Origin of the sequence: Streptomyces sp. NPDC005393 (genome assembly GCF_040606675.1) — a bacterium.
In the GTDB taxonomy this organism is placed as follows: Bacteria; Actinomycetota; Actinomycetes; order Streptomycetales; family Streptomycetaceae; genus Streptomyces.
The window spans coordinates 1-25,794 of sequence record NZ_JBEXFG010000001.1 but is presented as its reverse complement, the minus strand read 5'-3'; the positions used below and the strand labels follow the sequence as shown (position 1 = coordinate 25,794).

Annotated in this window: 21 protein-coding genes; 7 read left to right on the top strand and 14 right to left on the bottom strand. The window is 69.6% G+C overall.

All coding sequences use genetic code 11. From position 1 onward, the window contains the following. Positions 1–6: 6 nt before the first annotated feature. The 5 genes from ABZS71_RS00105 to ABZS71_RS00085 form a co-directional block, all read right to left on the bottom strand. Entirely contained in the window at positions 7–1,002 is a 996-nt protein-coding gene (locus ABZS71_RS00105) for an ABC transporter permease (protein WP_355851087.1), read from the bottom strand. Next, positions 995–1,921, bottom strand: coding sequence for an ABC transporter permease (locus tag ABZS71_RS00100; RefSeq protein ID WP_355851090.1), 927 nt, complete (start codon positions 1,919–1,921; stop codon positions 995–997). The genes ABZS71_RS00105 and ABZS71_RS00100 overlap by 8 nt, the downstream gene beginning before the upstream one ends. Positions 1,922–2,070: 149 nt before the next feature. Further along, positions 2,071–3,714, bottom strand: coding sequence for an ABC transporter substrate-binding protein (locus ABZS71_RS00095; RefSeq protein ID WP_356206124.1), 1,644 nt, complete (start codon positions 3,712–3,714; stop codon positions 2,071–2,073). 526 nt (positions 3,715–4,240) lie between these two features. Then, positions 4,241–6,106: a translational GTPase TypA gene (gene typA, locus ABZS71_RS00090; RefSeq protein WP_356206121.1), complete on the bottom strand. Its 1,866-nt coding sequence runs from the start codon at positions 6,104–6,106 to the stop codon at positions 4,241–4,243. A gap of 245 nt (positions 6,107–6,351) precedes the next feature. Next, positions 6,352–8,481: an ABC transporter family substrate-binding protein gene (locus tag ABZS71_RS00085; protein ID WP_356206118.1), complete on the bottom strand. Its 2,130-nt coding sequence runs from the start codon at positions 8,479–8,481 to the stop codon at positions 6,352–6,354. A gap of 307 nt (positions 8,482–8,788) precedes the next feature. Here ABZS71_RS00085 and ABZS71_RS00080 point away from each other — a divergent pair, with 307 nt between their 5' ends. The 4 genes from ABZS71_RS00080 to ABZS71_RS00065 all read left to right on the top strand — a co-directional run bounded on the left by ABZS71_RS00080 (position 8,789) and on the right by ABZS71_RS00065 (position 12,711). Beyond that, on the top strand, positions 8,789–9,073 hold the full coding sequence (locus ABZS71_RS00080; RefSeq protein ID WP_355851102.1) for a hypothetical protein: 285 nt from the start codon (positions 8,789–8,791) through the stop codon (positions 9,071–9,073). Between the two features lie 63 nt (positions 9,074–9,136). Beyond that, positions 9,137–9,982: a hypothetical protein gene (locus tag ABZS71_RS00075; RefSeq protein WP_355851105.1), complete on the top strand. Its 846-nt coding sequence runs from the start codon at positions 9,137–9,139 to the stop codon at positions 9,980–9,982. Between the two features lie 15 nt (positions 9,983–9,997). Then, a complete protein-coding gene (locus tag ABZS71_RS00070) occupies positions 9,998–11,944 on the top strand; it encodes a fumarate reductase/succinate dehydrogenase flavoprotein subunit (protein WP_356206116.1) in 1,947 nt (648 codons plus the stop codon). Next, entirely contained in the window at positions 11,941–12,711 is a 771-nt protein-coding gene (locus ABZS71_RS00065) for a succinate dehydrogenase/fumarate reductase iron-sulfur subunit (RefSeq protein ID WP_355851111.1), read from the top strand. Before ABZS71_RS00070 ends, ABZS71_RS00065 begins: the two co-directional genes overlap by 4 nt. Before the next feature lie 61 nt (positions 12,712–12,772). On the opposite strand, the gene ABZS71_RS00060 is transcribed toward ABZS71_RS00065, so the two are convergent. The 7 genes from ABZS71_RS00060 to ABZS71_RS00030 form a co-directional block, all read right to left on the bottom strand. Continuing rightward, positions 12,773–15,460: a SpoIIE family protein phosphatase gene (locus tag ABZS71_RS00060; RefSeq protein ID WP_356206113.1), complete on the bottom strand. Its 2,688-nt coding sequence runs from the start codon at positions 15,458–15,460 to the stop codon at positions 12,773–12,775. A gap of 170 nt (positions 15,461–15,630) precedes the next feature. Beyond that, on the bottom strand, positions 15,631–16,065 hold the full coding sequence (locus ABZS71_RS00055; protein WP_355851113.1) for an ATP-binding protein: 435 nt from the start codon (positions 16,063–16,065) through the stop codon (positions 15,631–15,633). A 141-nt stretch (positions 16,066–16,206) separates the two neighbouring features. Next, positions 16,207–16,605, bottom strand: a complete 399-nt coding sequence (locus tag ABZS71_RS00050) for a (deoxy)nucleoside triphosphate pyrophosphohydrolase (RefSeq protein WP_356206111.1) — start codon at positions 16,603–16,605, stop codon at positions 16,207–16,209. 47 nt (positions 16,606–16,652) lie between these two features. Continuing rightward, positions 16,653–16,838 (bottom strand): SPOR domain-containing protein, encoded by a 186-nt coding sequence (locus ABZS71_RS00045; RefSeq protein ID WP_355851118.1) that lies wholly within the window; start codon positions 16,836–16,838, stop codon positions 16,653–16,655. Between the two features lie 148 nt (positions 16,839–16,986). Continuing rightward, entirely contained in the window at positions 16,987–18,690 is a 1,704-nt protein-coding gene (locus tag ABZS71_RS00040) for an APC family permease (RefSeq protein WP_356206108.1), read from the bottom strand. A gap of 87 nt (positions 18,691–18,777) precedes the next feature. Further along, positions 18,778–18,978 (bottom strand): hypothetical protein, encoded by a 201-nt coding sequence (locus ABZS71_RS00035; RefSeq protein WP_355851148.1) that lies wholly within the window; start codon positions 18,976–18,978, stop codon positions 18,778–18,780. A 175-nt stretch (positions 18,979–19,153) separates the two neighbouring features. Then, entirely contained in the window at positions 19,154–19,906 is a 753-nt protein-coding gene (locus ABZS71_RS00030) for a GntR family transcriptional regulator (protein WP_356206106.1), read from the bottom strand. Positions 19,907–20,085: 179 nt separating this feature from the next. Between ABZS71_RS00030 and ABZS71_RS00025 the strand changes: the two genes are divergently transcribed. Next, positions 20,086–21,507, top strand: a complete 1,422-nt coding sequence (locus ABZS71_RS00025) for a M1 family metallopeptidase (protein WP_356206104.1) — start codon at positions 20,086–20,088, stop codon at positions 21,505–21,507. 413 nt (positions 21,508–21,920) lie between these two features. Here ABZS71_RS00025 and ABZS71_RS00020 read toward each other — a convergent pair whose 3' ends face one another. Beyond that, positions 21,921–22,076 (bottom strand): DUF6131 family protein, encoded by a 156-nt coding sequence (locus ABZS71_RS00020; RefSeq protein WP_355851130.1) that lies wholly within the window; start codon positions 22,074–22,076, stop codon positions 21,921–21,923. A 183-nt stretch (positions 22,077–22,259) separates the two neighbouring features. On the opposite strand from ABZS71_RS00020, the gene ABZS71_RS00015 reads away from it, so the two are divergent. Both ABZS71_RS00015 and ABZS71_RS00010 read left to right on the top strand, forming a co-directional pair. Further along, the gene (locus ABZS71_RS00015; protein WP_356206101.1) at positions 22,260–23,099 is read left to right on the top strand and encodes an MBL fold metallo-hydrolase; all 840 of its coding nucleotides are present in this window, start codon (positions 22,260–22,262) and stop codon (positions 23,097–23,099) included. 22 nt (positions 23,100–23,121) lie between these two features. Continuing rightward, positions 23,122–23,532 carry a TraR/DksA family transcriptional regulator gene (locus ABZS71_RS00010; RefSeq protein ID WP_355851136.1) on the top strand — a complete coding sequence of 137 codons (411 nt, stop codon included), beginning with the start codon at positions 23,122–23,124 and terminating at the stop codon, positions 23,530–23,532. Between the two features lie 717 nt (positions 23,533–24,249). Here the strand turns inward: ABZS71_RS00010 and ychF are convergent. After that, positions 24,250–25,338 carry a redox-regulated ATPase YchF gene (gene ychF / locus ABZS71_RS00005; protein ID WP_355857866.1) on the bottom strand — a complete coding sequence of 363 codons (1,089 nt, stop codon included), beginning with the start codon at positions 25,336–25,338 and terminating at the stop codon, positions 24,250–24,252. Positions 25,339–25,794 lie beyond the last annotated feature (456 nt).

The following is a 25,794-nucleotide window of genomic DNA, read 5'->3' as shown; positions in this document are numbered from 1 at the left end:
CCCTCCTTAGCGCAGCTTGGGGTCGAGGGCGTCGCGCACCGCGTCGCCGAGCGTGATGAATGCGAACACGGTGAGGCTCAGCATGCCGGCCGGGAAGAGCATCACATGCGGGTTGTCGCGGATGGCGTCCTTCGCGTCGGAGATGTCGATGCCCCACGAGATGGTCGGGTCGGCCAGGCCGAGGCCCAGGAAGGACAGCGTCGCCTCGGCGGAGATGTACGCGCCGAGCGAGATGGTCGCGACCACAATGGTCGGGGCCAGTGCGTTCGGCAGCACATGCCGGAAGAGGATCCGGCCCGTGCCCGCGCCGAGCGCCCGCGCCGCCGTGACGTAGTCCGCCTGCTTGGCGGTGATCACCGAGCTGCGCATCACGCGCGCGATGGTGGTCCAGCCGAGGAAGGCGAGGGCCGCGATGACCACGTACACCTTGCGCTCGGTGAACGCGTTCAGGATGACCATCGTGCCGAGCAGGAACGGCAGGCCGAAGAAGATGTCGGTGATACGGGAGACGATCGAGTCGATCCAGCCGCCGAAGTACCCGGCCACCATGCCCAGCAGACCGCCGACGAGGGTGACCACCGCGGTCACTCCGACGCCGACCATGATCGAGGCGCGGGTGCCGTAGATGACGCGGGCGTAGATGGAGCGGCCCTGTCCGTCGTAGCCGAACCAGTCGGCCTGGAAGAAGTGGGTCAGCTCGGGCTTGGTCAGGAAGTGGTTGGTGAGGTCCCCGTCCCGGGGGTTGGCGCCGGTGAACAGCCCGGGGAAGGCCGCGATGGTCAGCAGCAGGAGCAGCAGCACTGCCGAGATCCAGAACAGCGGCCGGTGGCGCAGCGCGTACCAGGCGTCGCCCCACAGCGAGCGCGGCTTGCCCTGGGAGGCGTGGCCCGCGGCCGAAGCCCGGGTGGCGTCCACCTCGGTGGGCGGTGCCACGGCGTCGACCGCCGTGGCGGCCGCGGTGTCGGCTGCCGTGTCGGACTGGGATTTGGTCACGTCAGGCATACCGGATCCTCGGGTCCAGGACCGCGTACAGCAGGTCGACGAGCAGATTGATCAGCAGAATGACGATGACGAACACCGTCACCGTGCCGACGATCGTGGTGCCCTCCCGCTGCCCGAGCGCCTTGAAGAGCAGATTGCCGACGCCCTGGACGTTGAAGATGCCCTCGGTGACGACCGCGCCGCCGATGAGCGCGCCGACGTCGGTGCCGAGGAAGGTGACGACCGGGATGAGCGAGTTGCGCAGCAGATGGACGCCGACGATGCGGCGGCGCGGCAGGCCCTTGGCCAGCGCGGTGCGCATGTAGTCGGCGCGCAGGTTCTCCGCGAAGGTGGTCCGGGTCAGCCGGGCCACATACGCCATGGAGAGCATCGCGAGCACGAAGCCCGGCAGCAGCAGCTGCTGCAGATCCATCGAGTCCTGCACGTTGGGCGGCAGCCAGCCGAGTTCGTCCGCGAAGATGAACCGGGCGAGGTAGCCGAGCACGAAGACCGGCATCGAGATGACGATCAGCGTGAAGATCAGCACGCCGGTGTCGACGGCCTTGCCCGCCTTGAGTCCGGCCCAGGCGCCGAGCCCGATGCCGACGATCATCTCGATGGTGAGGGCCACCGCCGCGAGGCGGAGGGTCACCGGGAAGGCCAGGCCCATCTCCTCGGTGACCTGCCGGCCGCCGAAGGTCTTGCCGAAGTCTCCCCGGAAGAGATCGGCCATGTAATCGATGTACTGCTTCCACAGGGGCTGGTCCAGCCCGAACTCATGGCGGAGCGACGCGACCTGCGCGGGGTCCGCGGCCTTGTCTCCCCACATGGCCCGAATGGGGTCACCGGGCAGTACGTGGACCATGAGGAAAATCAACAAAGTGGTCCCGATGAAGACCGGGATCATCTGGAGCAGTCGCCTGGCGACGTAGCGCCCCATCATGCCTCCATGCCGTTGGGGGGCGGCGGAGGCCACGTCTCATCTGCCGCCGCTGGGGCGGGGGGAAGAGCTGCGGGCCTCACGCCTGCGGGCCGGTGCCGCCGCTCCCCGGTGGGAGAGGCGGCGGCACCGGCCGGCGGTCCCGATGCCTACTTCTTCTTCACCTGGACGTCGGTGAAGATGGGGTCGCCGTCCTGGCCGTACGGGACCTTCCCGAGGACCTTGTTGGACTGGCCGCTGTTGACCTTGTAGAACCACAGCGGGATCGCCGGCATGTCCTTGGCGAGAATCTGCTCGGCCTGCTGGTAGAGCTTCACGGTCTCGTCGAGCGTGGCGGCCTCGTCGGCCTTCTTGCTCAGCTTGTCGAACTCCGGGTTGTTGTAGCCGCTGGTGTTACCGGCGGCCTTGGAGCCGTAGAGGTCCCTCATGAAGTTCGAGTTGACCGGGTAGTCGAGCACCCAGCCACCGCGGTACATCGACTTGACCTGGTGCTTGTCGCGCGCGTTCAGGTCGGCCTGGAAGTCCGGCTTGGAGTCGCCGACGCAGTTGACGCCGGTGGCCTTGCGGATGCTGTTGCAGACCGCGTCGACCCAGGGCTTGTGGTCCTGGTCGGCGTTGTACTGGATCGAGATCTTGTTGCCCGGGACGCCGCCACCCTCCTTGATGAGGGCCTTGGCCTTCGCCGGGTCGTAGGTGACCTGCTCCTTGAGCGCGCCGGCCTTGTAGCCGAGCACCCCGCGGGCGACGAAGCTGTCGGCCGGGGTACGGGAGCCGTGGAGGACGGTCTTGGTGATCGTGTCACGGTCGATCGCCATGGACAGCCCCTGGACGACCTTGGGGTCGATGTCCTTGAACTGCTTGGTGTAGAACGCCGGGACGATCGACTGGATCGCCGAGTACTCCTCGTCGATCGCGCGCTTGCCCAGGTCGGTCTTGTAGTTCGTCAGGGCGGTGGTCGGGACCTGCTCGATCCAGTCGAGGTTGTTCGAGCGCAGGTCCGAGTAGGCGGCGTCGGCGGTGGTGTAGTTCTTGAAGTCGATGCCGCCGTTCTTGGCCTTGTTCGGGCCCTGGTAGCCCTCGAACTTACGAACCTTGATCAGCTTCTTGTGGTCCCAGGAGACGAACTTGTAGGGGCCGTTGCCGACCGGCTTCTCGCCGTAGCCCTTGGGGTCCTTGAAGAAGCCGCTGGGCAGCGGCGACCACACGTCATAGCCCAGCTTGTAGGCGAAGTACGAGACCGGGCCAACGAGCTCGATCTTGAACTCGTTATCATTTACGATCTTGAGGCCGGACATCTTGTCGGCCTTGGGCTTGCCCTTCTCCGGGTGGACGTCCGCGTAGCCCTTGATGTCCTGGAACCAGCTGGAGTTGGTCTGGTTGTTCTTGACGTTGGCCGACCAGTTCCAGGAGTCCACATAGGACTTGGCGGTCACGGCCTCGCCGTTGTGGAACTTCCAGCCCGGCTTGAGCTTGACGGTCCAGACGGAGGAGTCCTTGTTGGGAGTCACGGACTCGGCGTTGATGTACTGGAGTTTGCCGGTGCCGGGCTCGTAGTCCACCAGCTGGGAGAAGATCTGCCGGATGACGCGGCTGCCCTGGCTCTCCTTGGCGTTCGCCGGCTGCAGCGGGTTCTGCGGCTCGCTGAGCTGGGCGGTCAGAATCCCCTTCGGGTCCGCCTTGCCCTTGTTCATGTCATTGCTGCCGCTGTCGCTGTCGCCGCCACCGCAGGCGGTTGCGGCCAGCGCCACAACTGCGGCCAACGCGACCCACTTGGCGCTCTTGGCACCGCGCATGGGTTTGCCTCCTCAGGAGTCCACTGTCACTACGAGTGGGGGCGTCCGGAGGCACGCTGACACCCCTGACAGCGAAAGGGACCGGAACCCCCCAGATGTGCTCGCAGGTCCGCGCTCCCCACAGCGTGTGACCCATTGACCCGAGCTCAATGGACCCAATGATTGAGCACGCCCGCCCTGTAAACCACCGTTTATGGGTCTCGCTTTGGTCACATCATCTACGCGCGGAGCTTCGAAATCCGGACAAAACTGTGCCAGACAGACACACGCGAAACGGACTGTTAACACATCATGCGGAGCCCGGTCGCCGATATCCGGACACCCCTCCCCGGATAACCAGTTGACTGGCACCTTCCTGACATGACAACAGCCCGGATCCCCGCCGCGGAAGCGGGGATCACGGGCTGTCGGCAGCTTATGGACGCACGGTACGGCGCCTACGGTCCGTCACCGGCGCCGGCGTGCGCACCAGCGCCCGGAGCGGGCGCCTGTGCTCGGCGCGGGCGTCAGCCGCTTGGCGCCGGCGTCAGCGCTTGGCGCGGGAGGCGGCGCGGCCGCGCTCCTTCTGGTCGAGGACGACCTTGCGGATCCGCACCGTCTCCGGCGTCACCTCGACGCACTCGTCGTCGCGGCAGAACTCCAGGCACTGCTCCAGCGAGAGCATCCGCGGCGGGACCAGGGACTCGGTCACATCAGCGGTGGAGGACCGCATATTGGTGAGCTTCTTCTCCTTGGTGATGTTCACGTCCATGTCGTCGGAGCGGGAGTTCTCCCCGACGATCATGCCCTCGTACACCTCGGTGCCGGGCGAGGCGAACAGCACACCGCGCTCCTGGAGGTTGGTCATCGCGAAGGCGGTCACCGCGCCCGCGCGGTCGGCCACCAGCGAGCCGCTGTTACGGGTGCGCAGCTCGCCGAACCACGGCTCGTGGCCCTCGAAGATGGAGTGCGCGATACCGGTGCCGCGGGTGTCCGTCAGGAACTCGGTGCGGAAGCCGATCAGGCCGCGGGAGGGGACGACGAACTCCATGCGCACCCAGCCGGAGCCGTGGTTCGTCATGGTCTCCATGCGCCCCTTGCGCGACGCCATCAGCTGGGTGATCGCGCCCAGGTGCTCCTCGGGGCTGTCGATGGTCATGCGCTCGACGGGCTCGTGGACCTTGCCGTCGATCTCCTTGGTGACCACCTGCGGCTTGCCGATGGTCAGCTCGAAGCCCTCGCGGCGCATCGTCTCGACGAGGATCGCCAGCGCCAGCTCGCCGCGGCCCTGGACCTCCCAGGCGTCGGGGCGCTCGGTCGGCAGCACGCGCAGCGAGACATTGCCGACAAGCTCCTTGTCGAGCCGGTCCTTGACCATCCGGGCGGTGACCTTGTGGCCCTTGCCGCCCTTGCCGACCAGCGGCGAGGTGTTGGTGCCGATGGTCATCGAGATCGCCGGCTCGTCGACGGTGATCAGCGGAAGCGCGACCGGGTTCTCCGGGTCGGCCAGGGTCTCGCCGATCATGATGTCCGGGATGCCCGCGACCGCGCAGATGTCACCGGGCCCGGCCACCTCGGCGGGCTTGCGGGTGAGCGCCTCGGTCATCAGCAGCTCGGTGATCCGGACGTTGGAGATCGTGCCGTCCCGCTTGATCCAGGCGACCGTCTGCCCCTTCTTCAGCTCGCCCTGCTCGACCCGGAGCAGCGCGATACGGCCGAGGAAGTTGTCGGCGTCCAGGTTGGTCACATGGGCCTGGAGCGGGGCGGTCGCGTCGTACTCCGGCGCCGGGACGGTGTTCAGGATGGTGGAGAAGAACGGCTGCAGGCTGTCGCTGTCGGCCGGGACGGTGCCGTCCTCCGGCTTGGTCAGCGAGGCCACGCCGTCGCGGGCGCAGGCGTAGACGATCGGGAACTCGATCTGCTCCTCGGTCGCGTCCAGGTCCAGGAAGAGGTCGTACGTCTCATTGACGACGTCATCGATCCGGGAGTCCGGGCGGTCCGTCTTGTTGATGCACAGGATCACCGGCAGCTTCGCCTGGAGCGCCTTGCGCAGCACGAAGCGGGTCTGCGGCAGCGGGCCCTCGGAGGCGTCCACCAGCAGGACCACCGCGTCGACCATGGACAGACCGCGCTCGACCTCACCGCCGAAGTCGGCGTGGCCGGGGGTGTCGATGATGTTGATGGTGACGGGGTCGCCGCCGTCCGCCGGGTGGTACTTCACGGCGGTGTTCTTCGCGAGAATGGTGATGCCCTTCTCGCGCTCCAGGTCATTGGAGTCCATGACCCGGTCGTCCACATGCTGATGCGCGGCGAACGCGCCGGCCTGCTTGAGCATGGCATCGACGAGGGTCGTCTTGCCGTGGTCGACGTGGGCGACGATGGCGACGTTACGAATGTCGTGGCGCGTGGGCATACTCGCGGCGCTTCTCCCGGAATCGTGGATGACGGCGCGCCCGGTCCGGTACGCCCGCCCGCCGGGCTGAACACGCCGCGGCCTCTCCCCCATGGTACGGGGACGCCGCGGGAACGGGTGCCGCCGCCCGTCCCCGCACACCGGCACGGGCCTCAGGCCACGGCGGGACCGCCCTCGCGGCAGCCCGGCCGGGCGGCGCTTTCTGAGGGTCCCCAGGAGTCCTTGGGGCCCCGGGGACCCATGCCTTACTTACGGAAGCCCATGTCCTGGTAACGGGGGGTGGCGAAGCCGAAGGCGCCCGCGTTGACCAGGCCGTTTCGCATCGCTACCAGCTCCGGGCGCTGATAGAGCGGGAGGGATCCGGCCGCCGCCCAGATGCGGGCATCGGCCCGGCCGATCAGGGAGCGGGAGGCGCTGCCGTCCAGTTCGGAGAGGGCCTGGTCGAAGAGCTGGTCGATCTGGTCCGTACCGACCCGGGTGTAGTTCTGCTCGACGACCAGCGAGCCGTCCGCCGCGGGCTGGGGCTTGGCGTAGATCGGGCGGCCGTCGGTCGCCGGGTAGGCGCTGGCGGGCCAGGAGTAGAGGGCGAGGTCGTAGTTGCCGGTGGCGATGTGGTCCTTGAAGTAGCCGGTGCCCGGGACCTTGGTGATCTCGGTGCGTACGCCGATTCCCTCCAGCATCTGCGCGATGCGCTCGCCGACGGTGCGCAGCGGGGCGGAGGCGGAGTCGTCGGGGAGCACGAAGCGCAGGACGAGCGGCCGGCCCTTCTTCCGTACGACCGCCGTCTCGCCGACCCGGCCGGACCGCCCCGCGTCGCCCGCCGCGGGGGCCGCTCCGGACGCGGTGGCGGAGGGGGAGCCGGACGCGGTGCCGGATGCCGTACCGGACGCGGTGGACTCGGTGCCGGTCGCCGCGTCGGACGCGGTGGACGCGGTGGACTCGGTGCCGGTCGCCGTGTCCGACGCCGTGCCGGTCGTCGCCTCCGATGCCATGGCGGTCGGTGCGGCGCGCCGCCGGCCCCGGTCGTCCGTCTTGCCGTCGAGCGACTTCTGGCGGGTGGACGAGCCGTTGGCGCGCCAGCCCGCGTCGGCGAGCAGCGACTGCGCGGCATGGGTGTCCCGACCGCCGAGGGCGCCGCTGTGGTCCTTGTAGCCCTTCTGCCCGGCCATCAGCAGATGGTTGCCGAGCGGCTTGGCGGGCAGGCCGAGCGGCTTGAGGACCAGGTTCGCGAGCGCCTTCCGGTCGATCGCGCGGGCCACGGCCCGGCGCACCCGCTCATCGGCGAGCGGGCCCTTGGTGCCGTTGAGGGCGAGCTGGGTGTACGCGGGGTCCAGGGCCTTGCGCAGGGTGAATCTGCTCAAGGCCACGGTCTGGGACCGGTCCTGCTGCGGGCCGTTCTCCGCCGCCCAGGTGGCCAGGGCGTCCGCCGCGTCCTGTCCGCCCGTGGACAGGTCCGGCGCTCCCGCCTTGCCCGGGGAACCGGACTTCTTCGCCCCGGCGGCCTGCTTCTTCCCGTCAGGGGTGGTGGCCTGGATGCGCCGCGCGGTGGTCCGGTCGACCTCGGCCATGTCGAGCTGCCCGCCGATGAGGGCCCCGGCCCGCTGCTCGGCGGGCACCGTCCGGAAGACCAGCCGGCTCAGCCGCGCCCGGTCGCCCCACCAGCGGGGGTTGCGTACGAGCGTGACGGACTTGTCCGCGACGGCGTGCACCATGAAGGGCCCGGAGCTGACGGCGAGCCCCTTGCGGGCCCCGGCGTTGAAGACGGCGGGGTTGCTCATCACGCTCTTCGGATACAGCGGGGTGAACAGCGAGCGCCAGTCGGTGTACGGCTTGGCGAAGGTGACCTTGACCTCGTGGTCCTCGTCCCCGGGCTCGATCTTGGCGATGCGGTCGTATCCGGCGTTGCGCGCCGTCCAGTACGCGTTCTCCGTACCGCGCAGCGCCTTCCACTGGGCCTGGAAGTCCTCCGCGCCGAGCGGGCGTCCATCGCTCCACACCGCCTTGGGGTTGAGCTTGTAGACGACGACCTGCTTGGGCTCGCGCGCGGTGATGTCGGCGGACGTCAGATAGTCGCCGTTGCGCTGTGGCCTGCCCCGGGCGTCCAGCGTGTAGAGGGCGGGCAGCACGGCGCCGGCGATCCGCTGGGTGCCGGTGTCGGCGGCCGTCTGGAAGGCGTTGAAGGTCGTGGGCGTCGCGTCCAGGGCCCAGCGCAGCGTTCCGGTGCCGGTGGTCCCGCCGCGCGGCGCCGAGGCGACGTCCCAGGCGGCGGGAGGCGGCGGGCCGTCGTCGTCGGAACTGCAACCGGTCAGTACGGGCAGCGGCAGCATCACTCCCGCGACGAGCAGCATGGCGCAGCGGCGCTTGGCGATGGACATGGCTCGTACCTCCGGGGAGTGCCGGGTTTATGCGCATTTGGCATAGTCTGACGCTGATCGCATATACTGCTCACTCAAAGCGACGGTTCACGAGACAGCACGTCGAGACGGCCACGGAGACGGCCATGAGGGGGCAGGATCACCCGGCCGGATCAATACGACGGGCGCACACCCCGGCGCACAAAGGCGGAATCGCGCCGGTGGCTCCGCCAATCGCGACAGATCCCTTCCCAACCACGACTGTGGCGCGTAACACTCGCTGTCGCATGAGCGTCGCCAACCGCAACAGCGGAAGGGAGGACACGTCATGTCCTTGAACGACGATGTGACGGCCGTCGAACGCTGTCTCGATGACCTGGTCCGCTCCGTCGCCCGGCTGGAAGAGCGGGTCAGCGCCGGCGGGCTGGAGATACGACGCGTCCGGACCGACGCGGACCATCTGCGCGAGAGCCTCGCCCTGCTGCGCGATACGGCTCCCACGGAGCGGCCACGCCCCGAGATGGTTCCGGTCCCCGATACGCCGTACAACAGTGCGCTGTGGTCGGACGTCGACGACGAAGGCCTCGGCGCGCGCGATCGCCACGCGCCCTAGGGACGGCCCGGCGCGGATGCGCGCCCGACCGTCCCCTCACACCACTCCACCGCGGAGTTCCCCTTGGCCACAGGCACCGACCCCCAAGCCGCCACGCCCTCCGATCAGCAGGCGGCCGCACGCGGCGTGCACAGCCCGTCGCGCGCCGCCATCCCCGACCGCCATCTGCGCAATGACCGATGGTGGCTGTCGCCCGCGGTCACCGCCGCCGGGCTGCTCGCGTTCATCGTCTACTCGACCTGGCGGGCCTTCGCCGGGGACGACTACTACGCCGAGCCGTATGTCTCGCCCTTCTACTCGCCCTGTATCGCGCAGAACTGCGTGCCCATGAAGGGCGGCGCGAACTGGGAGATCTTCGGCGCGTGGTGGGGCCTGTCCCCCGCCCTGCTGATCCTGATCTTCCCGCTCGGCTTCCGGCTGACCTGCTACTACTACCGCAAGGCCTACTACCGGGGCTTCTGGGCCTCGCCGCCCGCCTGCGCCGTCGCCGAGCCGCGCGCCCAGTACACCGGCGAGACCCGCTTCCCGCTCGTCCTGCAGAACATCCACCGCTACTTCTTCTACTTCGCGGTGATCGTCGCCGGGATCCTCACCTATGACACCGTGCTCGGCTTCCGGGACGGGCACGGCCGGTGGGGCCATATGGGCCTCGGCACGCTGGTGCTGCTCGCCAACATCGCGCTGATCTGGGCGTACACCCTCTCCTGCCACTCCTGCCGGCATATCGTCGGCGGCCGGCTCAAGAACTTCTCCCGGCACCCGGTGCGCTACCGGCTCTGGGGCTGGGTCAGCAGGCTCAACGCGCGCCATACGCAGCTGGCCTGGGCGTCGCTGATCAGCGTCGCCGTCGCCGACTTCTATGTCTATCTGGTGGCGAGCGGCGCCTTCGACGATCCCCGCTTTTTCTAGGAGAGGTGCTCATCGATGACGCAAGTCGAGCGGCAGGCGTGGGACGTGGTCGTGATCGGCGCGGGCGGCGCCGGACTGCGGGCCGCGATCGAGGCCCGTGAACAGGGCATGCGCTGCGCCGTCATCTGCAAGTCGCTCTTCGGCAAGGCCCATACGGTGATGGCCGAGGGCGGCATCGCCGCCAGCATGGGCAATGTCAACGAACGCGACAACTGGCAGGTGCACTTCCGCGACACGATGCGCGGCGGAAAATTCCTCAACCACTGGCGGATGGCCGAGCTGCACGCCCAGGAGGCCCCGGACCGGGTCTGGGAGCTGGAGACCTGGGGCGCGCTCTTCGACCGCACCCCGGACGGGAAGATCTCCCAGCGGAACTTCGGCGGCCATGAGTACCCCCGGCTCGCCCATGTCGGGGACCGCACCGGTCTGGAGCTGATCCGCACCCTCCAGCAGAAGATCGTCTCGCTCCAGCAGGAGGACAAGGCCGAGACCGGCGACTACGAGGCGCGGCTCAAGGTCTTCCAGGAGTGCACGGTCACCCGGATCGTCAAGGACGGTGAGCGCGTCGCCGGGGTCTTCGGCTACGAGCGCGAGTCCGGCCGCTTCTTCGCCATCGAGGCGCCGGCCGTGGTGCTGGCGACCGGCGGCATCGGCAAGTCCTTCAAGGTGACCTCCAACTCCTGGGAGTACACCGGCGACGGCCACGCGCTGGCGCTGCTCGCGGGCGCCCCGCTGATCAACATGGAGTTCGTGCAGTTCCATCCGACCGGTATGGTCTGGCCGCCCTCGGTCAAGGGGATCCTGGTCACCGAGTCGGTGCGCGGGGACGGCGGGGTGCTGCGCAACAGCGAGGGCAAGCGGTTCATGTTCGACTACATCCCGGACGTCTTCAAGGAGAAGTACGCCCAGTCCGAGGACGAGGGCGACCGCTGGTACGAGGACCCGGACCACAACCGCCGCCCGCCCGAGCTGCTCCCCCGCGACGAGGTGGCCCGCGCCATCAACGCCGAGGTGAAGGCGGGCCGCAGCTCCCCGCACGGCGGCGTCTTCCTCGATGTCTCCACCCGGATGCCCGCCGAGGTCATCAAGCGCCGGCTGCCCTCCATGCACCACCAGTTCAAGGAGCTCGCGGACGTCGACATCACCGCCGAGCCCATGGAGGTCGGCCCGACCTGTCACTACGTGATGGGCGGCGTGGACATCGACCCGGATACCGCGGCCGCGACCGGAGTGCCCGGCCTGTTCGCCGCGGGCGAGGTCGCGGGCGGGATGCACGGCTCCAACCGGCTCGGCGGCAATTCGCTCTCCGATCTGCTGGTCTTCGGCCGCCGCGCCGGGCTCCACGCGGCCCGGTACGCGCGGGAGACCGCGGCCTCGGGCGCCCGCCCGGCCCCGGACGAGGCACAGCTGGACCTGGCGGCGGCCGAGGCGCTGCGCCCGTTCAGCGCCGAGGGCGGCGACGCGCACGGGTCCTCGGGCCCGGCCGAGAATCCGTACACCCTCCATCAGGAGCTCCAGCAGTCCATGAACGACCTGGTGGGCATCATCCGCAAGGCCGGTGAGATGGAGGAGGCGCTGCACCGGCTGGCCTCCCTGCGGGTCCGGGCCCGGCGCGCCGGGGTCGAGGGGCACCGGCAGTTCAACCCCGGCTGGCACCTCGCGATCGATCTGCGCAACATGCTGCTGGTCAGCGAGTGCGTGGCACGCGCCGCGCTGGAGCGGACCGAGAGCCGCGGCGGACACACCCGCGACGACTGTCCCGAGATGAACCGCGAATGGCGGCGCGTCAATCTGGTCTGCCGTCTCTCCGATCCCTCGGGCGGGCTGGCGGCGCCGGACGCCGGGCACGGACAGATCCGTCTGGAGCGGCGCGAGATGCCGCCCATCCGGCCCGATCTGCTGAATCTGTTCGAGAAGGACGAACTGGTGAAGTACCTGACGGACGAGGAGCTGACCCAGTGAGCGCGTACGAGGCCCACTTCCGGGTGTGGCGGGGCGATGTGGACGGCGGCGGTCTGAAGGACTTCCATGTCGAGGTCAATGACGGCGAGGTCGTTTTGGACATCGTCCACCGGCTCCAGGCGACCCAGGCGCCGGATCTGGCGGTCCGCTGGAACTGCAAGGCCGGCAAATGCGGTTCGTGCAGCGCGGAGATCAATGGCCGTCCCCGGCTGCTGTGCATGACCCGGATGTCGGTTTTCGGCCGTGACGAGACGATCATCATCACCCCGCTGCGGGCCTTCCCGGTGGTGCGGGATCTGGTGACGGACGTCTCCTTCAACTACACCAAGGCGCGGGAGGTGCCGTCCTTCGTACCGCCGGAGGGGCTGGGTCCGGGCGAGTACCGGATGCGGCAGGAGGACGTGGGGCGGTCGCAGGAGTTCCGTAAGTGCATCGAGTGCTTCCTGTGCCAGGACACCTGCCATGTGGTGCGCGACTTCGAGCAGAACAAGGAGGTCTTCGCCGGGCCTCGCGTTCTGATGCGGATCGCGGAGCTGGACATGCATCCGCTGGACGCGGCGGCCGACGCCGGGATCGACCGCAAGCGCGGAGCCCAGGAGGAGCACGGGCTGGGGTACTGCAACATCACCAAGTGCTGTACGGAGGTCTGCCCGGAGCAGATCAAGATCACGGACAATGCGCTGATCCCGCTCAAGGAGCGGGCGGTGGACCGTAAGTACGACCCGCTGGTCTGGCTCGGCAACAAGATCCGCCGCCGCGACGCGTAGACGCGTAGGTGGTGTCCGGGGGCGCCGGAAGGGCTGCGGCCCGTCCGGCGCTTCGGCGCCCTCACCACAGGCTGAGCAGGGCCTCCACCGAGTCCGGGCCCTGGGACTGGCCGTCCGGGAGGGCCAGTTCGAACCAGACCGTCTTGCCGTGCGGGGTACGGCGGCTGCCCCAGCCCGCGCTGAGCAGGCCGACCAGCTGAAGCCCGCGGCCGCCCTCGTCCGTATCGCGGGCGCGCCGCCGCCGGGGCTGGACCAGCCCGCCGTCCCAGACCTCGCACACCAGGGTGCGGTCCAGCAGCAGTCGTAGCCGTATCTCGCCCTCGCCGTACCGCAGGGCGTTGGTCACCAACTCGCTGACCAGCAGCTCGGTGGTGTCCACCAGGTCGTCCATGCCCCAGGACTCCAGCTGCTCACGGGCCAGCTCACGGGCGCGGCCGACGGACTGCGGGTCGCTCGGCAGCTTCCAGTCGCCGACCGAGTCGCTCGGCAGACCCTGCACCCGGGCCATCAGCAGGGCGATGTCGTCCTCGCCGTGGTGGGTGTCGATGCTGTTCAAGACGTGGTCGCAGATGTCCTCGAGGGAGCTGTCGGGGCTTCCCGCGCCCTCGTACGTGGACAGCGCCGTACGGAAGTCCTGAAGGCCCTCGTCGAGGGCGTGGTCGCGGGATTCGACGAGGCCGTCGGTGTAGAGGGCCAGCAGTGCGCCGTCGGGCAGCTCGACCTCGATCTCCTCGAAGGGCTCGCCGCCGACGCCGAGCGGCATCCCGGGCGGCACCTCCATCAGCAGCGCGTTCTCCCCCGGTTCGACGACGACGGGGGGCAGATGGCCGGCGTTGGCGAAGGTGCAGCGGCGGGTGACGGGGTCGTAGACGGCGTAGACGCAGGTGGCGAGGTAGACCTCGGCCAGATCGGAGGAGCCGTCGGCGGCCCGGCCGCCGCGCGCGGCGCGTGAGCCGGAGCGCGCGGTGGTGTGCGAGCCGCCGGGCTCGCCCAGCCCGCGGGCGATCTCGTCGAGTGCGGAGAGCACCTCGGCGGGCTCCAGATCGAGCAGGGCCAGGGTGCGTACGGCGGTGCGCAGCTCGCCCATCGCGACGGCGGCCCGCAGCCCGCGCCCCATCACATCGCCGACCACCAGCGCGGTGCGGTGTCCGGGCAGCTCGATGACGTCGAACCAGTCGCCGCCCACCTCGGTCGCCGCGTTCCCCGGCAGATAGCGGCAGGCGATGTCGAGCCCGGCGGCCTCCGGGTCGCCGGGCGGGAGGAGGCTGCGCTGCAGTATCAGCGCGCGCTCGTGTTCTCTGCGGTAGAGCCGGGCGTTGTCGATGCTGACGGCGGCGCGGGCGGCCAGCTCGACGGCGAGCGCGCGGTCCCGCTCGCCGAAGGGCTCGCTGCCCTTCGTACGGGAGAACTGGGCGAGGCCGACGACGGTGTCGCGGGCGACCATCGGCACCACAAGGGTGGACTGCAGCATGGCGCCGAGTTCGGCGCTCTCGCCGCTGTCGCGCCCGGGGACGACCTGGACCTGGGCGGTGCGCAGGGCGTTGGCGCACAGGGAGTTGAAGGGGTAGCGGTGCACCTCGCCGACCTGGATGGGCTTGGGGGGCCTGCCGCCGTCGGGGTCGGCGCGGTAGATGTCGCCGAAGGCGACCGGGCCGTCCGAGACGGCGCTGGCGAAGGCGACACGGCGCAGCTCGGCGCTGCCGTCGGCCAGTCCCGGCGGGGTCTCGTCGCCGGAGAGCAGCCCCTGGTAGAGGTCGACGGAGGCCAGATCGCAGAACTGCGGAACGGCCACGTCCAGCAGCTCGCGGGCGGTGGTCTCCAGATCGAGCGAGGTGCCTATTCGGGCGCCGGCCTCGTTCAGCAGCGCGAGGTTGCGGCGTACGCCCGCGGCCTCCTGTTCGGCGCGGCGGCGGCCGGTGACATCCGTGGCGAGCCCGGCGACCCCGATGGGGCGGCCCGAGCTGCTGTGCAGCCGGTACAGCGACACCGACCAGCGGCGGCGGTGGGGGCTGCTCGGCACGTCGCCCACGATCGGCATGTCCGTCAGCGACTGCCCGTCTTCCAGGACCTGGCGCAGGGCGGCGTTGAGCCGCTCGGCCTCGCTGCGCGGCAGCAGATCGTGCGGGGTCGCGCCGCGGTACGCGTCGGCGGGGCGGCCGAAAACCTTCGCAAAGCGCTCGTTGACCCGAAGCATGCGCAGATCGGTACCAAAGAGGAAGAAACCGAGCGGAGATTGACCGAAAACCGCCTGTGAAGCGGCAAGGTCGGTTTCCAGTCCGCGCAACGCGTTCATATCGACCGCGATACACAGCGCGGAGCGCTCGCCCCGCTCGTCCTGAGCGGGCATCACATAGACCTCGGCGATACCGTGGCCGTTCGGCGCCTCGGCGCGGCGGAAGGGGACGAGCCCGGTCCACTCCCGGCCGTCCAGGATGTCGGCGACCTTGCGATGGCCGGCCTCCCGCAGCTCCGGCGGTACGAACGCCTCCACCGGGTCCTTGCCGATGGCCTGCCGGGCCGTCAGCCCCAGCAGCTCCGTGGCACGTTCACTCCACTGCGCGATCCGGCCGTCGGGCCCCAGCGAGAAGGAGGCGACCCGAATGAAGTCATAGATGGACCCGGGCGGACTGCTCTGCCATACGGCCGACATCAACGACATATGCGACATCGGCGATACCTGTGACACTGGCGACACCTGCGAACCAACCGTCTCCTCGGGCATCTCAGCCCCCGTTGGCTTCTCGCTCATGCGCCCGTCCCCTCCGGCTCAGGTGCTCCGACCGGCTTCAGATAGCCGAGTATCCAGCACTACGGCCATCCGGAGTACGGTCTTCACGATCACAGCACTATCTCAGCCCGCCATCGGTGCCCGTCCCTGCTTTTGGTTAAGCGCTCAAGATCAGCGCTCCCCCCACACTCCTAACCAGGCAGAGCCAACTCGAACCACACGGTTTTTCCGGCACGGCGGCGCCTGGTCCCCCAGCGCAGCGCGGTGCCGGCGACCAAGCGCAGACCACGGCCGCCCTCGTCTTGGGACGAGGCGGCGCGCTCATGGGGCAGGTCGGCCAGCGGATCCGACACTTCGACCATCAGTACGGAATCGGACTCGGCCTTTTCGCGACGGGCGTACATGCGCAGACCGATCGGACCGCTCGCGTACCGCAGCGAATTGGTGACCAGTTCGCTCACGAGCAGCACCGTCACATCGCTCACGGCCGACAGCCCCCAGTCGTCCAACGACGCACGGACCAGACAGCGGGCAGTGTGCACCGACCCCGGCTCGGCGGGGAAGACCCACTCGGCGAAACCAGGCCCCGGCCCGGCCACCCCTACGCTCTCACTCACGCCGATCACTTCCAGCCCCTGTGCAGCCCCCGCCGGAATGTATGGATTCAGGGAGGTTAATCAGCACATACCCGATATCCGGGTCCGAGTACCGCCCGGAGGCGGGCTCAATGGGAGTGCGGGCGGGTGTGTTGGAGGGCGCACGGAGGCCTACTCCGCCGCCCGCAGCCGACGGACCGCCTCGGCCACCGCGGGACGGTCCTGGTCCAGCCAGTCGACCTCGTCCACCCGGTCCGGGGTGAGCCAGCGCAGCTCGTCGTGGTCCTCCAGCGGACGCGGTTCACCGGAGCGCAGGGCCGCGGTCCACACCCGCAGGACATAGCCGGCTTGCAGGGCCCATTCGCCCGGCAGCGGCTCCAGCGGCTCGACCTCCACGCCCAGCTCCTCGCGCAACTCGCGCACCAGGGTCTGCTGTGGGGTCTCACCGGGCTCGGCCTTGCCGCCCGGCAGCTCCCAGCGGCCCGCGAGCTCCGGCGGGGCGCTGCGCCGCGCGGCCAGCAGCCGCCCCTGGTCGAACACGGCTCCGCCCACCACCACACGCTTGCTCATGCGTGGCACCCTAGCGGGGCCGCGAGGGGGGCCCGGAGCCTCCGGGACTAGCCGGACTGAGGGGTCGCGGCGGTCCGCTCGACCACGTAGAGCTGCTCCTGGCCCTGGGAGTCGAGCCGGTCGGCCACCTTCTGGGCCTCCGTCCTCGTGGCGTAGCGGCCGACGCGGTAGCGGTTGCCGTTGTGGTCCTGGCGGATGACGAGCCAGGGCAGCACAGCGTTCCCGTCACTCATCTCCCCGCCCCCTCCGCCGTGGCGCGCCCGGGCACACGCCTCCGCGACACCGTTAAGGAAATCCCGATCCGCATATGCCCGAGCCTACGCCCTACCTTCACTCAGCGGATACGTGTTCTTACGAGGAGGCACGCATCCGGCCACGCCCTCAGACGCGCGCGGCGGCCTCCACCCGGTCGCCCTCGTCGCTCAGCTCGTCGGCGGGGGCGGCGGCCAGCTCGCGCTCGGCCTCCAGCAGCGTGGGATTGCGCCATGCGCTGCGGACGCCCCAGACGTAGAAGGTCAGGCCGATCAGGGCGACGACCAGGATGTCCCAGCCCTCGGGCAGATAGCCACGGCCGCCGAACTCCTTGCCGCCGGCCCACGAGACCGTCGCCATGACCAGCAGATAGGTCACCATCCAGGCGCCGGCGGCCAGATGCGGGCGCAGCTCGGCCCACGGCTTGCGCAACTCGTACCAGGCCCAGACCGGCAGACCGATCGCCATGATGAAGATGACCTTGCCGGTGAGCGGCCAGCGGGCCCAGTACAGCACGAGCGAGCCGAAGACCATCGCGATCGGTGCGATGACCGGCATCGCGCGCAGCCTCACCGGACGCGGCAGCTCCGGGGAGAGGCGGCGCAGTGACATGACGGCGACCGGACCGGTGATGTAGGAGATCACGGTCGCCACGGAGACGATCTCGGCCAGCGAGCCCCAGCCGCGGAAGACGGCGAGGAAGGCGAAGGCGATCACGAGGTTGAGCACCAGCGCCGGGCGCGGGATGCCGGTCTTGGCGTCGACGCGGCCGAAGATCCCCGGCAGATGGCCGTTCTCCTGGACGCCCTGGACCATCCGGGAGGTGGTGGCCGCGTAGATCATGCCGGTGCCGGACGGGGAGATGAAGGCGTCGGCGTAGAGCAGCATCGCCAGCCAGTTCAGGCCCCAGGCCAGGGAGAGGTCGGCGAGCGGGGAGTTGAACGACAGACCGGACCAGCCGCCGTGCTTGAGGTCGGCTGCCGGGACGGCGGTCAGGAAGGCGATCTGCAGCGCGACGTAGATCACCAGCGCGATGAGGATCGAGCTGATGACGGCCTTGGGGAGCGACTTGCCGGGGTTGCGCGCCTCGCCCGCCATGTTGAGCGGGGACTGGAAGCCGTTGTACGCCCAGACGATGCCGGAGACGGCGACGGCGCTGAAGACCGCGCTCCAGCCGTTGGGGGTGAAGCCGCCGTTGCCGCTGACATTGCCGGTGTCGAAGTGCGACAGCAGCAGGGCGCCGGCGGTCAGGGCCGGAACGACGAGCTTGAAGACCGTGATCGCGGTGTTGGTCTTCACGAAGAGGGTGATGGCGAACCAGTTGAGGAAGAAGTAGAAGAGCAGCAGCACGGACGCGAGCGCGACACCGCTGCCGGTCAGCTCCTTCCCGTCGTACAGCCCCTGGGCCCAGCCGAAGTTCCAGGAGCTCATGTACTGGACGGAGGCGGTCGCCTCACCCGGGATCACGGAGACGATGGCGATCCAGTTGGCCCAGGCGGCCAGATATCCGGCGAGCGAGCCGTGCGAGTACTGGCCGTACCGGACCATGCCGCCGGCCTTGGGGAACATCGAACCCAGCTCGGAGTAGGTCAGGGCGATGGTCAGCGCGACGGCCGCACCGATCACCCAGGCCAGGATGGCGGCCGGTCCGGCGAGCGCCGCGGCCCGCTCGGCGCCGAACAGCCAGCCGGAGCCGATGATGGACCCGAGGCCCACGGCGGTGAGGGCCACCGTGCCGAGTGACCTTCGGTAATGCGAGTGGGAACCCTGCTCCGTACTCACCGTTCCTGGCACTCCCTTCGACCCCCGACGACCGGAAACAATCCGCGCCATCGTACGAGCGAAACGGATGATCGTCTTCCGCTAACCCCTCTGACGTAGCCTTCTGTGAGTTTTGCCATAGATAACGCGGGAACCGCGCTACTCGACGGTGAGCGTGGCCGTACGGACAGTGGGCAGCGGCATCAGCACCGGCTCGCCCCGGGGCTCCTTACGGCAGACATCGCCGCACTCGGCGTCCAGGGAGCAGCACAGGTCCTCGCGGCTCTCGTCCGCGGCGAGCCGGGCGTAACTGCGGCGCGGGGCGCCGACTCCCGCTTCGGGTGTGACCGTGTCCGTCATGCCGGCTCCCTGTCGTTCGGGCCATGAGCTGTCCGAACGAGGAAGGTAGGAGCCGCAGGTGACGAGGGGCGGCGGCCTGGCATTGCCGCCCCGTTACAGCGGACGGGCGGCCGTTAACTCCCGGTGAACACCGCCCCGTGACCGGTGCCCGGCCATCGGGCGCGCGATCCCGGGGTCATTTCACCGGCAGGTGGTACGCGATCCGGTAGCGCTCGGCCAGCACGACCACATCCGCCGTCTCGACCGGGCGGCCGCCCGCGAAGAACGTCCGGGAGATGACGAGCACCGCATGACCCGGCACCCCGCCGAGCGCCAGCACCTCCTCCGCCCGGCCGGGCCGGGCGCCGACCTCCTCCGCCACGTTGTCCACCACCAGGTCGAGGGCGGCCATCCGCTCGACCACACCGCGCCCGGCCAGCGGGCCCTCCTCGGGCAGCATCACGGGCGTACGGCCGGTGACCGCGAACGGCTCCCAGGACGTGGAGAGCATCACCGGCTCGCCCGCCGCCCGGAACACATACCGGGTGCGCATCACCCGGTCGCCGGGCTCGATGCTTAGCCGCTCGGCGATCTCCGGCCCGGCCTCCTCCTGCTCGCTGCCGGACTCCCAGGTGCCGATGATCCGGTCATCGGCCTGCTCCTGCCGGAACGGGGTGGACTCGCCCGCGGCGTGGAAGCCGGTGCGGACCAGACGGCGCGGCACGGGCTGGGCGCGCACATACGTACCCGAGCCGGAGCGGCCCTCGACCAGGCCCTCGGCCATCAGCACCTTGCGGGCTTCGAGGGCGACCGTGTCGGAGACCCCGTATTCCTCCCGGATGCGGGCCTGGGAGGGGAGGCGCGCATGCGGTGGCAGCTCGCCCGCGGCGATCTTCTTCCTCAGATCGTCGGCGACGCGGAGATATGCGGGCTGGTCACCAAAGGCCACGTGCACTCCCTGTGGTTGACAGTCAGCAACAGCTTGGCAACCCAGGGTTGCCGAATGCAACTGGAGGCCAGAGCTTCACTAGAAGTGGTGAACCGCAGATCAGGGACGTTTACTTCGACAAGGGCCCCTTCAGCGGGTTTCATGGTCGATGACCAGCTCACTTTCCCGAGGAGCCGTCCGTGCCCGCTCGCCCCTCCTCACGAGCCCTGCCCGGCGCCCTGCTCCTCGTGCTGTGCGCGGCCTGCTCCGGCGGCGCCGATGCCCAGGACCCCCCCGCCGGAGGCCACGGCGCCACAGCGGGCGCGGCCGGTGTCGGCGACACGCTCTTCCCGAAGCTCGGCAACGGCGGCTACGACGTGACCGGCTACCGCCTGACCCTCGACTACACGCCCGACTCCCGGCACCTCAAGGGCACCGCCCGGATCACCGCCCGCGCCACCCGCGCCCTGTCCTCCTTCCACCTCGACCTCGCCGGGCTGCGGGTCCGCAAGGCCACGGTGAACGACCGGCCCGCCAGGACCGCCCGCGGCGGCACCGAGCTGACTCTCACCCCCGCCGCCGCCCTCCCCAGGGGCCGTACCTTCACCGCCACCGTCGTCTACGACGGCGCCCCGAAGACCCTCACCGACCCGGACGGCTCGAAGGAGGGCTGGATCGAGACGGACGACGGCGCCGTGGGCCTCGGCGAGCCGACCGGCTCCATGACCTGGTTCCCCGGCAACAACCACCCGTCCGACAAGGCCACGTACGACATCGCCGTCACCGTCCCGAAGGGCTTGACCGCCGTCTCCAACGGAGAGCTGAAGCGCCAGGAGACCAACGGTGGCCGCACCACCTTCCAGTGGCACACCGGCGAGCCCATGGCCGGCTACCTCGCCACCGTCGCCATCGGCCGCTTCGACGTCCAGACCACGACCACCGGCGACGGCATCCCCCAGTACGTCGCCGTCGACCCCACCGAGACCGACGGCCCCGGTCACCTCCCCGACCAGGTCACCGACGTCATCGACTGGGAAACCCGCACCTTCGGCCCATACCCCTTCTCCTCCACCGGCCTGATCGTCGACCATCTGCCCGACCTCGGCTACGCCCTGGAGACCCAGACCAAGCCGTACTTCGACGGGGCCCCGGACGAGGCCCTCATCGTCCATGAACTCGCCCACCAGTGGTTCGGCGACTCGGTCACCCCCCGCGCCTGGAAGGACATGTGGCTCAACGAGGGGTTCGCCACCTACGCCGAATGGCTCTGGGAGGAGGACCACGACGGCCGCACCGCCCAGGAGATCTTCGACGACTTCTACGACGGCACGGACGACGAGTCCGACGGCATCTGGGACTTCCCGCCCGCCGCCCCGCCCACCGCCCGCCGCGTCTCGGACCCACCCGTCTACGGCCGCGGCGCCATGGTCCTCCACAAACTCCGCCGGACGGTCGGCGACAAGACCTTCTTCACCATCCTCCGCACCTGGCTGAAGGATCACCGCCACGCCAACGCCGACACCCGCCGGTTCATCGCCCTGTGCGAGCGGAAATCGGGCAAGGACCTCGGGCATCTCTTCGAGGTCTGGCTCTACGGGGACGGCAAACCGAAGAAGCCCTGACGACGGCTGAAGGGGCCGGACTCTCGGGTCCGGCCCCTTGACGCGTCACGACTTGTACGTCGTTCGCGCCTCCAGGTCGTCCTGGACGGTCTCGAAGACCGGCTCGCGGCCCGGTCGGTCACCGTTGCGGAGGGCGGCTTGGACAACCTTCATCAATAACTCCCGTTACCCGGTTGATGGTTCCCGCTCCTTCGTTCCGCGCGTCCGTACTGACCGGCCGGTATCGCAGCCCTTCCCGGACGCGGCGAGCGGCCCCCGCCTGACCGGGCCCATGACGTCCCCGGCAGCACAGGGCCAGGCCGGGCAGCTCACAGGCAGCTCCTGTACCCAGCGGGTGATCCCCCCGGGTACAGGAGCCTTTCTCTGTGATCAGGCCCAGCGGCCTTCGGAAATCAGACCTGGCAGCGGCTCCGCTACCAGTAGTGCCGACGCCCGCCGACCGGGCGCCCGACGGCGCCCAGGACCCACAGGACCGCTCCGATGACAAGGAGGATGATCCCAATGGTCCAGAGGATATGGATGCCGGTCAGAAACCCGATGATGAGGAGAATGATCCCGAGAGCAATCATGGAGTCCTCCGATCTTTCAGGAATGCTCCACTTCCACTATCTGCCCCCATCGGCCCCCCGGCCACCAGGCCGAATCCGCCGCTGATCGCCGCCGCAGCGCCTTCGTCGATCGGCCCGCGGGGGTGCCGCCCTCCGAGGGGTACTCGTCGCGGCCCGGCCGGAACCGAAGACGGAGGTCCGCCCATGAGATCAGCGCCGCCCCCGGGGGCCGCCGAGATCCTCTTCATCGGCAACGCCACCCTGCTCATCCGCTACGGGGCCCTGACCCTGTTGACCGACCCCAATTTCCTGCACCGAGGGCAATACGCCTACCTGGGCAAAGGACTGGTGTCCCGGCGGCTGACCGAGCCGGCACTGCGCATCGAGGACCTTCCGGCGGACCTCGACGCCGTGATCCTGTCCCATCTGCACGGGGACCACTGGGACCGTACCGTCCGACGGAAACTGGACCGTGCGCTACCCATCCTCACCACCCCGCACGCCTCCCGGCGCCTCCAGGCGCTGCATGGCTTCAGCCGTGCGACCGGCCTGCCCACCTGGCACGACCACGTCCTGATCCGCGAGGAAACCCAGGCGCGGGTCACCGCACTGCCCGGACGGCACGGCCCGCCCGGCGTGCACGTCCTGCTGCCGCCGGTCATGGGCAGCCTGCTGGAGTTCGGTGACCCCGGGGGCCCCGTCCGGCTGCGCCTCTACATCACCGGTGACACCGTCATGTTCCCGGGCATCCACGAGATCGCCCGCCGCTGCCCGGACCTGCATCTCGCGGTGATCCACCTCGGCGGCACCCGATTCCCCGGCGGAGTGATCGTGACGATGGACGCCATCCAGGGAGCCGCCCTCGTGGAGACGGTACGGCCGCACCGCGTGCTGCCCGTGCACTACGACGACTACACCGTCATGCGCTCACCGCTCTCCGACTTTCTCTGGGAGACGCATCGGCCCGGATTCCCGTCCACCCTGCTGCACTGCGCCCGCGGCGATCGCGTCACCGTCAACGCCGACGGCCCCCTCACCTCGTAGCCCCCGGCCGTAGGAAGGCACGATGAACGGCCCACGAAGGAGCGGGCCCCTGGGGGCGGAAGACCTCGAAGAGGCGACGGCCACGCTGTCGGATCAGAGAGACCGGCTCCGCGCGGAGATCGCCGGCGCACGGGAGACGGAGTCCGCGCTGCGCGCCGACTGCGACCTGGACGCCGCGGACACCGGCGCGAAAGCCGTCACCGTCCAGGAGCTGCACACCCGCATCGAAAACGCCGAAGCCCTCTTGGAACGAACCCTCGCCGCTCTTGCCCGCATCCGGGACCAGACCTTCGGCGTCTGCACCGCATGCGGCGCCCCCATCGGGCGGGACCGCGTGATGGCCCTGCCCCATGCCGGGCTGTGCGTCGCCTGCACGAAGCGACAAGAGAAACGGGTGCGGGGGCCACGCCCCGGAGGGCATGACCCCCGCTGACCTGCGAAGCGGTACTTGAAGCGGAACGTTGAGCACCGAGCCACCACCTGCGAAAACGCGGTTCTCAGGCCGTCCCGCAGCACTCGGAGGACTCCTCAGACGCCTCGTTCGGCACCTCAGCAGACCGCCCGATGGCCATTCGGCTTCGCCGTCTGTCTCATCACCCGGCCAGCCGGTGCCCCGGCGACGGTCGGAGCCGGCCAGGCGAGTCTCGCTTCCGGCCGCACCTGGGGTACCCCTCCAAAAAACGCTTGATCTGGCGCAAGTGCCACATCAACCGTTCTCCAGGAGGCACCGGCCCGGCGGACGGCATCGGCCTGGGGCGCGGCACCACCGAGCCCGCAACCGGCCGTCCGCCCCACCGGCCCGGTGGACGGCGACGCGGCCCCGGCCCCGCCCCCTCCCCGCCCGATGCTCCCAGGCGCCGAAGGCGCGAAACGGCGCCGCACCCAACCGAACCGCGAACCCCCGCACCGCGCACCCCGCACACGCCCCCATCCCAAAGCACTTGATCTGGCGCAAGTATGAGGCCAAGCATTGAGGTCAAGCATTTCGCGAAGGAGGTGCGGGCTGAAGCCAGACACGTCTTCGGCGGCCCGCCCCCGGCCCGTCCGTCTCCCTGTATGCCCCAGGGAGACGGACGGCACCACTCCCCGGCACGGGAAGAGAAACGGGGCCACGCCCCGAAGGGCGTGACCCCCGCGGCCCCGCGAAGCGCTACACGTTGAAGCGGAACTCCACGACGTCCCCGTCCCGCATCACATAGTCCTTGCCCTCCATGCGGGCCTTGCCGGCCGCGCGCGCTTCGGCGACCGAGCCCGTTTCGACCAGGTCCTCGAAGGAGATGACCTCGGCCTTGATGAAGCCCTTCTGGAAGTCGGTGTGGATCACACCGGCGGCCTCGGGGGCCGTGGCGCCCTTCTTGATGGTCCAGGCGCGGGATTCCTTGGGGCCTGCGGTGAGGTAGGTCTGGAGGCCCAGGGTGCGGAAGCCGACGTGGGCGAGGGTGGCGAGGCCCGGCTCGTCCTGGCCGATGGACTGGAGGAGCTCGAGGGCCTCCTCGTCGTCGAGTTCGGCGAGGTCGGCTTCCAGCTTGGCGTTGAGGAAGATCGCCTGGGCCGGGGCGATGAGGGCGCGCTGCTCGGCCTTGAAGGAGTCGTCGGTCAGCTCCTCCTCGTCGACGTTGAAGACGTAGAGGAAGGGCTTGGTGGTGAGCAGGTGCAGCTCGTGGAGGAGGGCGGCGCGCTCGCTGCCCTGGACGATGCCGGCGGAGAAGAGGGTGCGGCCCTCGTCGAGGATGGCCTTGGCCTCCTCGACGGCCTTGACCTGGGCCTGCTTGTCCTTCTGGATCCGGGACTCCTTGACCAGGCGGGGCAGCACCTTCTCGATGGTCTGGAGGTCGGCGAGGATCAGCTCGGTGTTGATCGTCTCGATGTCGTCCTTGGGCGAGACCTTGCCGTCGACATGGACGACGTTCTCGTCCTTGAAGGCGCGGATGACCTGGCAGATGGCGTCGGACTCACGGATGTTCGCCAGGAACTTGTTGCCCAGGCCCTCGCCCTCCGACGCGCCCTTGACGATCCCGGCGATGTCGACGAAGTCGACGGTGGCGGGGAGCTTGCGGGCCGAGCCGAAGAGCTCGGCGAGCTTGTCGAGGCGGGGGTCGGGGACGCCCACGACGCCGACGTTGGGCTCGATGGTGGCGAACGGGTAGTTGGCCGCCGACACGTCGTTCTTGGTCAGGGCGTTGAACAGGGTCGACTTGCCGACATTCGGCAAACCGACGATTCCGATCGTGAGCGACACGGTGGCGACTTCCCGTAGCGAGAACGTGGGGTCAGGGACGGGCCCCTGGGGGCCGGTCCACCAGTCTACGGGGCCGCTCCCGATCACCCAGCCGGGCTGACTATCGGTCGAACACACTGCCAAGGTCCTGCGAAGGGCGTGTCCAAGGGCGGATTCCCACCTTCCGTCGACCTACGTTGGTCGGGTGGAGTACTACAGCACACGTACGCCCCGCCGTGCGGCGGCCCCGTCGCCCCGCCCGGCCGCGGACGACACGTATCCGGGCCGAGGCAGGAGCACGGGGCAGGGCAGGGCAGGCGCGGGCGGCGCGGCCCGGGTGCCGCGGGCGTCCCGGGCGCCGGGACGACGCGGCGCGCGCCGCCTGGCGTCATGGGCTCGCTTTAACGCTGTTCACTCGGCTCTTGATGCCGCGCGAGGAAGCCGTACGAGGTCGGCGTAGCGGCTTTGGGCTGGAGC

Coding starts and splice junctions, on each gene's coding strand:
- ABZS71_RS00105 (WP_355851087.1), bottom strand. CDS start 1,002: ATGCCTGACGTGACCAAATCCCAGTCCGACACGGCAGCCGACACCGCG.
- ABZS71_RS00045 (WP_355851118.1), bottom strand. CDS start 16,838: ATGAGTGACGGGAACGCTGTGCTGCCCTGGCTCGTCATCCGCCAGGAC.
- ABZS71_RS00040 (WP_356206108.1), bottom strand. CDS start 18,690: ATGGCGCGGATTGTTTCCGGTCGTCGGGGGTCGAAGGGAGTGCCAGGA.
- typA (WP_356206121.1), bottom strand. CDS start 6,106: ATGCCCACGCGCCACGACATTCGTAACGTCGCCATCGTCGCCCACGTC.
- ABZS71_RS00100 (WP_355851090.1), bottom strand. CDS start 1,921: ATGGGGCGCTACGTCGCCAGGCGACTGCTCCAGATGATCCCGGTCTTC.
- ABZS71_RS00010 (WP_355851136.1), top strand. CDS start 23,122: ATGAACGGCCCACGAAGGAGCGGGCCCCTGGGGGCGGAAGACCTCGAA.
- ABZS71_RS00070 (WP_356206116.1), top strand. CDS start 9,998: ATGACGCAAGTCGAGCGGCAGGCGTGGGACGTGGTCGTGATCGGCGCG.
- ABZS71_RS00085 (WP_356206118.1), bottom strand. CDS start 8,481: ATGTCCATCGCCAAGCGCCGCTGCGCCATGCTGCTCGTCGCGGGAGTG.
- ABZS71_RS00050 (WP_356206111.1), bottom strand. CDS start 16,605: ATGAGCAAGCGTGTGGTGGTGGGCGGAGCCGTGTTCGACCAGGGGCGG.
- ABZS71_RS00080 (WP_355851102.1), top strand. CDS start 8,789: ATGTCCTTGAACGACGATGTGACGGCCGTCGAACGCTGTCTCGATGAC.
- ABZS71_RS00035 (WP_355851148.1), bottom strand. CDS start 18,978: ATGACGGACACGGTCACACCCGAAGCGGGAGTCGGCGCCCCGCGCCGC.
- ABZS71_RS00095 (WP_356206124.1), bottom strand. CDS start 3,714: ATGCGCGGTGCCAAGAGCGCCAAGTGGGTCGCGTTGGCCGCAGTTGTG.
- ABZS71_RS00020 (WP_355851130.1), bottom strand. CDS start 22,076: ATGATTGCTCTCGGGATCATTCTCCTCATCATCGGGTTTCTGACCGGC.
- ABZS71_RS00015 (WP_356206101.1), top strand. CDS start 22,260: ATGAGATCAGCGCCGCCCCCGGGGGCCGCCGAGATCCTCTTCATCGGC.
- ABZS71_RS00060 (WP_356206113.1), bottom strand. CDS start 15,460: ATGAGCGAGAAGCCAACGGGGGCTGAGATGCCCGAGGAGACGGTTGGT.